8 protein-coding genes and 1 pseudogene are annotated in these 7,469 nt (G+C 41.7%); all 9 read left to right on the top strand.

Annotated features, from left to right (window positions below; all coding sequences use genetic code 11):
• The coding region (gene lptC / locus FNZ24_RS15195) for an LPS export ABC transporter periplasmic protein LptC (RefSeq protein ID WP_153915581.1) at positions 1–477 on the top strand (477 nt) is incomplete at its 5' end.
• Between the two features lie 34 nt (positions 478–511).
• A pseudogene (lptA, locus tag FNZ24_RS21740) lies at positions 512–994 on the top strand (lipopolysaccharide transport periplasmic protein LptA); the annotation flags it as partial.
• A 257-nt stretch (positions 995–1,251) separates the two neighbouring features.
• Positions 1,252–1,983 (top strand): LPS export ABC transporter ATP-binding protein, encoded by a 732-nt coding sequence (gene lptB, locus FNZ24_RS15185; RefSeq protein WP_153915579.1) that lies wholly within the window; start codon positions 1,252–1,254, stop codon positions 1,981–1,983.
• Positions 1,984–2,164: 181 nt separating this feature from the next.
• Positions 2,165–3,649: an RNA polymerase factor sigma-54 gene (locus FNZ24_RS15180; RefSeq protein ID WP_153915578.1), complete on the top strand. Its 1,485-nt coding sequence runs from the start codon at positions 2,165–2,167 to the stop codon at positions 3,647–3,649.
• Positions 3,650–3,673: 24 nt separating this feature from the next.
• A complete protein-coding gene (gene hpf, locus FNZ24_RS15175; RefSeq protein ID WP_153915577.1) occupies positions 3,674–3,961 on the top strand; it encodes a ribosome hibernation promoting factor in 288 nt (95 codons plus the stop codon).
• 2 nt (positions 3,962–3,963) lie between these two features.
• Positions 3,964–4,407 (top strand): PTS IIA-like nitrogen regulatory protein PtsN, encoded by a 444-nt coding sequence (gene ptsN / locus FNZ24_RS15170; protein ID WP_153915576.1) that lies wholly within the window; start codon positions 3,964–3,966, stop codon positions 4,405–4,407.
• Positions 4,404–5,249: an RNase adapter RapZ gene (gene rapZ / locus FNZ24_RS15165; protein WP_153915575.1), complete on the top strand. Its 846-nt coding sequence runs from the start codon at positions 4,404–4,406 to the stop codon at positions 5,247–5,249. Before ptsN ends, rapZ begins: the two co-directional genes overlap by 4 nt.
• A gap of 8 nt (positions 5,250–5,257) precedes the next feature.
• Positions 5,258–5,530: an HPr family phosphocarrier protein gene (locus tag FNZ24_RS15160; protein WP_153915583.1), complete on the top strand. Its 273-nt coding sequence runs from the start codon at positions 5,258–5,260 to the stop codon at positions 5,528–5,530.
• A gap of 216 nt (positions 5,531–5,746) precedes the next feature.
• Positions 5,747–7,108 (top strand): magnesium transporter, encoded by a 1,362-nt coding sequence (gene mgtE / locus FNZ24_RS15155; protein WP_153915574.1) that lies wholly within the window; start codon positions 5,747–5,749, stop codon positions 7,106–7,108.
• Positions 7,109–7,469 lie beyond the last annotated feature (361 nt).

The raw sequence follows: 7,469 nt of genomic DNA, 5'->3' as shown, positions 1-7,469 counted from the left end.
CAGGAAGCTTGGTWGCTTCCTGATCCTGCGCGCCCAGAGTTTATTGCCAACGATTTACGTAGCACCGAATTTAATGCTCAAGGGTTAGTCCAAAGCCGTGTTTCAGCAAAGCATATGGAGCACTTTCAGCAAACCAATGAAACCTTATTCACTGAGCCAGTTTATTTGGTGTATCCAGAAAATGGTGAAGCTGAGTGGCAATTAACTGCTGATTTAGGCAAGCTTAATAAAGAGACTGGCAAAGTAGTGCTGCAAAATAATGTTATTATTGATGCAATAAACATCAATGAACCAGTACAATCTTTGACAACTACTATGCTGGCACTGGATTTGAACACCATGATCATGACATCTGATCGACAAATTTATGTGACAGGTCAAGATTTTAATATACAAGGCTTAGGCCTTTATGCTGATTTAAATGCCGAAGAATTAGAGCTTTTAAGTCAAGTAGAAGGAACGTATGAAGCAAAGTAAAAACCTTACTGACTCACTACATCATCTTGCAAAGATGAGTCTAGTTGGAATAAGCCTAATTGGAATGACTAGCGTTAACGCTAAAGAAGGCGACTTACAACAAGAACTTAAAGTCGCAGCTGTAAGCCAAAAAGCAGACATTAAGAACAACCAAGTTATTTTCTTTGGGCCAGTGAATGTCACCCAAGGGACTATCAACATTAATGCCGACCAATTACGTGCATTTAGTGAAGTATCAGGCGGCCAAAAAACAATGGTGGCAACAGGTACTCCAGCCACCTTTTCCCAAGAATTGGACGATGGCCGTATTGGTACAGCCAGTGCCAATGAAATTAGATACGAACTTGCCACCAGTATTTTAACCTTAAAAGGTAACGCTAAACTTGATCAAGCGGGTAGCCAAGTTACAGGTAATTTAATTAGCTATAACATTGATAAACAACAGCTTATTGCAGAGAGCACTGGCGATGGTCAAGATCGTGTTATTACCATTTTTCAGCCAGAAAATTACCCAGATTTAAATGACTCTGAAGACAATTCAACTCAAACTGAAAATCCTCAAATCGAGCCTAGTGTGCCAGAGGTTGAACTAGAAGAGTCAGAAAACCAAATGCAAGATCAAGCTACTTCTGCCAATGATGAAGCTGAAACGGTTAAAGATGCAGTGATAGATACACCAGCGGATATGCCTGCCATTGAAGAACCGGTATCGAATGAAAATAACTCTGCAGCAGATGCATTACCTGTCACACCAGCGCTAGAGCAAACTCAATAATGACGCAAATTACCTTAACTGCTGAAAACTTGGCGAAAAGCTACAAGAGCCGCCAAGTCGTTAAAAACGTTAGTTTGACAGTTAAAACAGGTCAAATCGTTGGGCTTTTGGGTCCTAATGGCGCAGGTAAAACCACCACGTTTTACATGGTCGTAGGGCTAGTGAAAAGTGATAAAGGCCGTATTTTAATTGATTCAGATGATCTCACTGCAGATCCAATGCATCTTCGTGCCCGCAAAGGCATTGGCTATTTACCACAAGAAGCCAGTATTTTTCGTAAACTGACCGTCCACGATAACATCATGGCTGTTTTACAAACCCGTAAAAGCTTAACGACTGAACAGCGTATAGAAGAGCTAGAGCACTTATTAGAAGAGTTCAATATTACTCATATCCGCGATAGCCAAGGTATGGCTTTATCAGGTGGTGAACGTCGACGCGTAGAAATCGCCAGAGCATTAGCGGCTAACCCTAAGTTCATTTTACTCGATGAACCATTTGCAGGGGTTGATCCTATCTCCGTGATAGATATCAAGAAAATTATTCAACAATTAAAAAGTCGTGGTTTAGGCGTATTGATCACAGACCACAATGTTCGTGAAACGCTTGATGTATGTGAGCGCGCGTATATTGTCAGTCACGGCGATTTAATCGCTGAAGGCACGCCTGCTGAAATCTTAGACAATCAGCAAGTCAGGTCAGTATACTTAGGTGAGCAATTCAAGCTATAGTTAGCATTCTTTAGTGCACAATATGGCATTTCGCGGCCAGTATCAGTCCCACTTTTTAGCGCTATGTTCTAGACTCAACTTAAGCCAAGGTTCAGCTTAAGCCTAGAAGCAGTTTAAAAAGGTGCTAGACCCACACAATTGTTAGTCGCGATGATGAAATTCAATTAGGGATAAGCGGTAAATGAAAGCCTCACTCCAACTTAAAATGGGTCAACACCTGACTATGACCCCTCAGTTGCAACAAGCCATCCGCTTATTGCAACTTTCCTCTTTGGAGCTCCAGCAAGAAATTCAACAAGCACTTGACTCAAATCCACTCCTTGAGCTCGAAGATGAGTTTGCTAAAGCAAAAGAACCTGTAAAAGAAAACGCCCAGCAAACCGATACTGATTTTAGTGACAACAGCCAAGTTACCGTTGAAAAAGACACCTCAACTGTTGATACCACAGAATCGTTGACCAAAGAGTCAATGCCTGAAGATCTTCCTATGGACACCACATGGGATGAAGTTTATACCGCCTCTCCTAGTTCAGGCTCTGGCGCAGTTGCTCGTGATGACGATATGCCCTTTCAAGGCGAGACCACTGAAGGTTTATACGAACATCTAGAATGGCAAAAAAACCTTACTCCATTTTCAGAAAATGATTTGGTCATCGCAACAGCCATTATCGATGCTGTAGATGAGCGTGGTTATTTAACTCAAACCACCGAAGATATTTTACAAGCTTTAGGTCTTGAAGATATTGAACTCGACGAAGTTGAAGCCGTACTTAAACGGGTTCAGCATTTTGATCCAGTCGGCGTTGCAGCGAGAGATTTAAGTGAATGCTTGATGATCCAACTGGGACAATACCCTGATGAGATCCCCTGTATTGATAATGTAAAATTGCTCATCAGTGAACACCTTGATTTAATTGCTGGCCGCGACTTTAGATTATTAATGCGTAAAACCAAGCTTAAAGAAGATGATTTACGCGAAGCGATTCAATTTATTCAAACCCTTAACCCGCGTCCAGGGTTACAGATCACTCCTATTAAAGATGAATATGTCATTCCTGATGTGACAGTGTTTAAAAAGAGTGGCCGCTGGGTCGTTGAATTAAATCCAGATAACATGCCAAAAATTGGTGTGAATCAGCAATATGCAGCCATGGCGAAAGGCTCTGCTAATCAGTCAGACAGCCAGTTTATTCGCGGCCATTTACAAGAGGCAAAATGGTTTATCAAGAGTATCGAAAGCCGCAATGAAACCTTATTAAAAGTGGCTAATTGCATTGTGCAATTTCAGCAAGGCTTCTTTGAGTTTGGTGAAGAAGCTATGAAACCAATGGTACTGAATGACATTGCTGAAGCCGTTGAGATGCATGAATCAACCATTTCTCGTGTTACCACACAAAAATACATGCACACCCCTCGCGGACTTTTTGAACTAAAATACTTTTTCTCTAGCCATGTTAGTACTGATGATGGTGGAGAATGTTCTTCTACTGCAATTCGTGCCTTTATTAAAAAGCTAGTTGCAGCAGAAAACCAGCAAAAGCCACTTAGCGATAGTAAAATGGCGACGCTATTGGCAGAACAAGGGATTAATGTTGCTCGGCGTACGATCGCCAAATATCGTGAAGCAATGCTCATCCCTCCCTCAAACCAACGAAAAAGCTTGTAAGCCTTTGTTATTGGAGGATGATCTATGCAAATTAATTTGACTGGGCACCATGTAGAAATCACTCAATCATTACGTGAGTACGTACAAACTAAGTTTTCAAAGCTTGAACGACACTTCGAACAGATCAATAATGTTCATGTTGTGCTCAATGTTCAGAAGCTGCAACAAATTGCTGAAGCAAAATTACACCTCAAAGGAGGTGAAGTTTTTGCCATATCACAGAACGCAGATATGTATGTCGCAATTGACGCCCTGATAGATAAATTAGATCGTCAGGTAATTAAACACAAAGAGAAGTTAACTAAGCACTAACGATGGAACTTCGCACAATTCTGCAACCGGCGTGTACTACCTGCGCCACGCCGGGCAGTAAAAAAAAGGTATTGGAACTCATCAGCAATTTAATGGCTGCCCAATACCCAACCTTGTCATCACAGGCTATTTTTGAAAGTTTAATAGCCCGTGAAAAAATGGGTAGTACAGGTATAGGAAATGGCATTGCAATTCCGCATGGTCGATTAACTGATATCGAAGAACCGATAGCAATTTTGATCAAGTGTGAAGAAGGCATTGAGTTTGATGCTATCGACAAGAAACCCGTGGATATTTTATTTGCGCTGCTTGTTCCTTCAGATCAATGCCAACAGCATTTAAGTACGCTGTCGAGTATGGCTGAAAAACTGAGCGATAAATTAATCCTTAAGCGACTTCGAAAGAGTCATGACGCTACAGAACTTTATCAGGTTATTACTGCATGAAACTTGTCATCGTATCAGGACGATCAGGATCAGGTAAATCAGTTGCACTAAGGGTACTCGAAGATTTAGGTTATTACTGTGTTGATAACCTTCCTCTGCCTCTTATTGGTAGTTTACTTGAACAGCTCAAAGGTAATAACGAGCTTGTCGCCATCAGTGTCGACGTTCGTAATATCGAAGAGCAAGGCAAAGTGCTTGAAGAGCAAATCGCCTTACTATCTGACGATACGACCATCACTAGTTTATTTCTAAACTCAAATGATCAAGTTTTGCTTAAACGCTACAGTGAAACCCGTCGGTTACATCCACTGTCTAAAAATCAAATCTCACTGCAAGAAGCCATTCAGCTTGAAGGTCGACTACTTGAACCGATAGCGAAAATGGTCGATCACTACATCGATACCTCTCAATTAACTATTTACGACTTGAGCGATCAAGTTAGACAGATATTAATGGGCAGTGTCGATAAAGAACTGGTGATCCACTTTGAATCTTTTGGTTTCAAGCATGGTATGCCGGCCGAAGCTGATTTCATGTTCGACGTGCGCTTTTTGCCAAACCCGCATTGGGAGATGGAATTAAGACCTTTAACAGGGCTTGATAAGCCTGTTCAAGAGTTTTTAGGCAGACAACCTTTAGTTAATAAGTTCATTTGGCAAATTGAAAACCTTTTTGAAACTTGGATGCCTCACCTTGAACGCAACAACCGCAGCTACTTAACCATTGCTATTGGTTGTACTGGTGGTCAGCATCGTTCTGTTTATATTGCTGATCAACTGACCAAACGCTTCAATAACACTAAGCATCAAGTCAGTGCCCGTCATAGGGAACTTGATAAGTGAGTCAATCTTTGAGCTTTTCAAAAGATATCACCATCAGTAATAAACTGGGTCTTCACGCCCGCGCGGCGACTAAACTTGCTATTTTAGCCACTGAGTTCGAAGCAAGCATTACCCTTATCCAAGGTGAAAAACAGGCAAGCGCTGCCAGCGTATTAGGTTTATTAATGCTAGAAAGCGGTATTGGTAAAGTAATTACCGTAGAAGCACAAGGCGCTGATGCTCAGCAAGCATTAGATGCTGTGTGTAAATTGATCAATGATAAATTTGACGAAGAAAGCTAACCTCTCTGTAAATCGGCAACTCAAGCAACTCAAATTCTCCGACCCGTTCAGCTAAACACCTCCATCAAACCTAATTGTTAACTATACTATGTAAGTCAACACTAACTTAATGAAGTGCTTACTTTTTATACGGTAAATCATCTCGTATTAGAAACTGCTTCTCCCTTTACACACTGTTAAGTTAATATTAACAATCGAATTTTTGAGGAGTGGCGAATGGGTATCGAAGTAATCGACAGCGAGCTTACCGAACAACGCCTAAATCAGCTGACCCAGGCATTGGGCAGCGGTATGTTTGTCCATGTAAGAAACATGCTACATGATATGGCGGCATCAGATGTCGCCCTCATCCTTGAATCTTCTCCTCCTAAAACCCGCCAAGTGTTATGGCAACTCATCGACCAAGAACAAGCCGGTGAAATTTTAGAAGAATTAGGTGAAGAGTTAAAAGATTCACTCATCAGCGGCATGACTCCTGAAAAAGTGGCTCAAGCAACTTCAGGCATGGACACCGATGACTTAGCTTATATCTTAAGAAGCCTTCCTGATGCAGTATACAAAAAAGTACTGCAATCAATGAGCAGCCAAGATCGTCATCGCGTTGAACAAGCACTCTCATACCCAGACGACACCGCTGGCAGTATCATGAATACCGATACTGTTACACTCAGACCTGACGTTAATATTGATGTCGTACTTCGTTACCTTCGCCAGCGCGGTAATTTACCTGACACCACAGATACCTTATATGTGGTAGATAGAAACGACCATGTACTCGGTGGTGTTCGATTAGCTGACTTGTTAACTTGTAATCCAAGCGAAACTATCCGTACCATCATGGATCCTGAGCTTGAAAGTATCCCCGTGGATATGCCCGACAATGAAGTAGCACAATTATTCGAACGCCATGACTGGATTTCTGCACCTGTTGTTGACGAAGAGCAAAAACTGCTAGGCCGTATCACCATTGATGATGTTGTTGATGTTATTCGTGAAGACGCCGAACACTCGATGATGGGGATGGCAGGTATGGATGATGACGAAGACACCTTCGGTCCAGTCATGAAAAGTACCTTCAGACGCTCTCTATGGTTGACCATCAACTTATTTGCTGCGCTTCTTGCTGCATCAGTCAGTAATATGTTTGAGGGCACATTAGAGCAGTTTGCTACCATTGCAATCTTAATGACTATTGTCCCTAGCATGGGCGGTGTCGCAGGTAACCAAACCTTAGCCTTGGTTATTCGTGGTATTGCGTTAGGTCATATTGGCCAGAGTAACTCCCGTTGGCTTATTGGCAAAGAATTAGCTATTGGTTTCCTCAATGGCATCATGTGGTCTGTGTTGGTATTTTTTGCGGTATGGTTATGGAAAGATGACATGGCATTAGGCGGCCTTATTGGCGGGGCTATGCTGATCAACATGACAGTTGCTGGTTTAGCTGGTGCAAGCATCCCGTTAATACTTAAAAAACTCAACATCGACCCTGCACTTGCCGGTGGAATGGTGTTAACAACAGTGACTGATGTAATAGGATTATTCGCTTTCTTAGGCCTAGCAACTATTTTCCTTATGTAAGCAGGTTTTCCTAACCTAATCCGCTCAAAACAGCCGCTCAGAACACCCTAAACAATCCATGACCTACCAAGGTTCATGGATTTTTTATTTGTAGTGAGCATGCGTAATGAGTCTCTGTAATTAGCAACTATAATTAGTTCCTGTAATTAGTTCCTGAAATTAGCGCCAGTAATTAGCACCTGTAATTAGCACCTGTAATTAGCACCTGTAATTAGCACCTGTAATTAGCACCTGTAATTAGTACCTGTAATTAGTACCTGTAATTAGCACCTGTAATTAGTTCCTGTAATTAGCGCCAGTAATTAGCAATTGTTAGACAATCACTCCTTCCAATAAATCACTCAATTCAATTAACAACGAC

The organism is Shewanella sp. TC10, assembly GCF_009663145.1.
GTDB lineage: Bacteria > Pseudomonadota > Gammaproteobacteria > Enterobacterales > Shewanellaceae > Shewanella.
This window is presented reverse-complemented; position numbering and strand designations above follow the sequence as displayed.

What these genes read in the sequence shown, in the direction of transcription:
- lptB (WP_153915579.1), top strand. Translation starts at nt 1,252, where the DNA reads ATGACGCAAATTACCTTAACTGCTGAAAACTTGGCGAAAAGCTACAAG.
- FNZ24_RS15180 (WP_153915578.1), top strand. Translation starts at nt 2,165, where the DNA reads ATGAAAGCCTCACTCCAACTTAAAATGGGTCAACACCTGACTATGACC.
- hpf (WP_153915577.1), top strand. Translation starts at nt 3,674, where the DNA reads ATGCAAATTAATTTGACTGGGCACCATGTAGAAATCACTCAATCATTA.
- ptsN (WP_153915576.1), top strand. Translation starts at nt 3,964, where the DNA reads ATGGAACTTCGCACAATTCTGCAACCGGCGTGTACTACCTGCGCCACG.
- rapZ (WP_153915575.1), top strand. Translation starts at nt 4,404, where the DNA reads ATGAAACTTGTCATCGTATCAGGACGATCAGGATCAGGTAAATCAGTT.
- mgtE (WP_153915574.1), top strand. Translation starts at nt 5,747, where the DNA reads ATGGGTATCGAAGTAATCGACAGCGAGCTTACCGAACAACGCCTAAAT.